Source organism: Micromonospora sp. M51, from assembly GCF_018070305.1.
GTDB classification, from domain to species: Bacteria; Actinomycetota; Actinomycetes; order Mycobacteriales; family Micromonosporaceae; genus Micromonospora; species Micromonospora parva.
Window position 1 is genome coordinate 1 of sequence record NZ_JAGPXZ010000884.1, and the last position, 2,290, is coordinate 2,290.

At 68.5% G+C, this 2,290-nt stretch carries 4 protein-coding genes; all 4 read right to left on the minus strand.

The window, feature by feature from the left end:
* On the minus strand, window positions 1-235 hold a 235-nt coding region (locus tag KBX53_RS30170), incomplete at its 3' end, for a sigma factor (RefSeq protein ID WP_309140887.1).
* A gap of 103 nt (window positions 236-338) precedes the next feature.
* Window positions 339-1,214: a PH domain-containing protein gene (locus KBX53_RS30175; protein WP_030329180.1), complete on the minus strand. Its 876-nt coding sequence runs from the start codon at window positions 1,212-1,214 to the stop codon at window positions 339-341.
* Window positions 1,215-1,220: 6 nt separating this feature from the next.
* Complete coding sequence (locus KBX53_RS30180) at window positions 1,221-1,379, minus strand: hypothetical protein (RefSeq protein ID WP_007455302.1); 159 nt, start codon at window positions 1,377-1,379, stop codon at window positions 1,221-1,223.
* A 116-nt stretch (window positions 1,380-1,495) separates the two neighbouring features.
* Window positions 1,496-2,242 carry a DUF6758 family protein gene (locus KBX53_RS30185; RefSeq protein ID WP_342446900.1) on the minus strand — a complete coding sequence of 249 codons (747 nt, stop codon included), beginning with the start codon at window positions 2,240-2,242 and terminating at the stop codon, window positions 1,496-1,498.
* Window positions 2,243-2,290: the final 48 nt, after the last annotated feature.

A 2,290-nucleotide genomic window follows, 5' to 3' on the forward strand; every position in this document is an offset into this window, starting at 1 on the left:
GCCGCCGCCACCAACTGGTCGAGGTGTGGACCATCACACGCCGGGCGTACGGCTCGACGGCCTCGATCCCGCCGAGCCGCTTCCACGCCAGGTAGGTCTTGGTCAGCGCCGTCTGGAGCAGGTCTTCGGCGGTGGCCCAGTCCCCGGTGAGCAGGTAGGCGGTGCGTAGGAGCGCGGCGGAGCGGGCCGCGACGAACTCGCGGAACTGCTCCTCCAACGAGTCCTTGCTCGCCACCGCTCACCTCCGCACCCCTGCTGTCCTGGCAGAGTGCCACGTCAGAGGCGCTTCGGTCCATGACGAAAGGTGCGCACTTGCTCCGATGTTCGGTCAAAAACCTTCACGCACCGTCGTCGGCCTTGGCCTCGTCGGCTTCCTTGCCGAGCCGCGCCTCGACCGCCTGCGGCTCGTACATCTCCTCGACGACGCGCAGGTAGAGCTCGTTCGGGTTGGGTAGGTTCTTGATCTCGCGGAGCGCCTGCTCCTGACCGGCGGACTCCAGCACGAAGGTGCCGTAGTTGAGCGCCCGGCCGGTCGGGGTCTGCTCGTACTTCATGTCGGTGACCCGGACCAGCGGCATCATCGCCACCTTGCGCGTGACGATGCCGTTGACCACCATGACCCGCTTGTTGGTCAGGATGAAACGGTCATACCACCAGTCCGCGACCTTCCACGCCACCCACCCCATCACCGCGAACCAGAGCAGCACGGCGATGGTGGTCAGCGCACCGACGTCCTGGCCGGCGAGGAAGCCGGAGAGGTAGCCGAGCACGAAGGTCGCCGCGATGCCGATCAACAGCGGGTTGGTGAGGTGGATCCAGTGCCGCTTCCACTCGCCGCGGTAGCGCTCGGTGGGGAAGAGGTAGCGCGCCACCAACGAGCTGGGCTCGTCTTCCAGTGGCAGCACCCGCCGAGGGGTCGAGCCGGTCGCGTCGGCGCGCAACCCGGCCAGCTCGTCCTCGGAGATCTGCGGCGGCTGGTAACCGGCCTCCGGATCCCGGATCCATCCCCGACCGGAACGACCCTGACCGGCATAGCCGGGCCCGTCGCCGTAGCCGACGTCGTCCGAAAGGGACGGACCGTCGGACAGGCCGGGACCGGCCCCGTAATCCGGGCCGTCATCTGGCCCGATCCGCGGGATCGGCTCGGTGTCGCGCTCGCGGCGCTCCCGGTCGGGGTCGTCCGGGTCGAAGGGTGGACCGGAGGGGCTGCCCATCGGCGGCTAGGCGACGAGGCTGGTGAAGAAGTCGCCAAAGCCCTGGGCGATATCCATGATCCCGCCGCCGAGCGACTTGAACACGTCCGCCGCAGAGTTTGGCCGGTAGGCGACGAAGAAGATCAAGAATGCGATTCCGGCCCAGGTGAGGACCTTCTTGACCATGGCGGGCCATCCTCTCGCGCGGCGCCGGGTCCCATTACCGCAGCGGCACCCAGAGTATCAGTGTGGTGTCGTACAGTGAATATCTGCGTCCGTTCTCCGTCAATCCGGGAGAGTTGTCAAGCTCTCCCGGGTAGATACGGGGACGGTGCGCCGTACACGAGCTCGGGCGGAGTCCACTCGGTCAGGTCGTGTAGCACGACATCTTCCGCGAGCAGGTGACCCGCACTCGCCGGCCAGGCTATCGCATGGAGCCACATTCCCCGAGCCTCGCCGGCGTACGCGCTTCGATCCGTTGGCGAATTCACCAACCACAGTGGAGTGGGGTGCCCGCCGACCTTGATCTTCGCCTGTCCGACGTGGTCAGGATGGCCCGATCCGGGGTCGGTCAGCGCGTCGACCAACTCCGGTCCCGGATCCGGGCCGGTCAGACCGGCGAGCCGGGTGCCCAGACCCACACCGGGTTCCTCGGCCACAAAGACCAGATCGGCCGGACCACCGCCGAGTGGCGCCGGGCCCGCGCAGGCCAACGCTGTCGCCCGCACTCCCGTCCGGTCGTCCCCGGCGTACGCCACGCCGGTGAGTGTCCAACCGGGCGGCAGCGGCCACGGGCACCACAACGGCGTCATCGGCGGGTCGGCGGTCGCGGTGATCCGTTCCACCACGCTCGCCACGATCTCCGCTCCGATGTGCTCGGGCACGTGCAGCGGCGGCACCGGGCCGCAGTGCACACACCTTGAGTCGGTGTTCATCAGATCCGGCGCCCGTACCGGGCCCCCGCATCTCGGACAACTCACCGCGACACTCACATCCCCACCGTCTCCCCGGACCGCTGGCACGTCAAGCCGGAACGTCCGATTCGGCACCGTACGTGGGTCAGTCCGGTGGCGTGCCGGCGTGCGCGCGGATCCAGG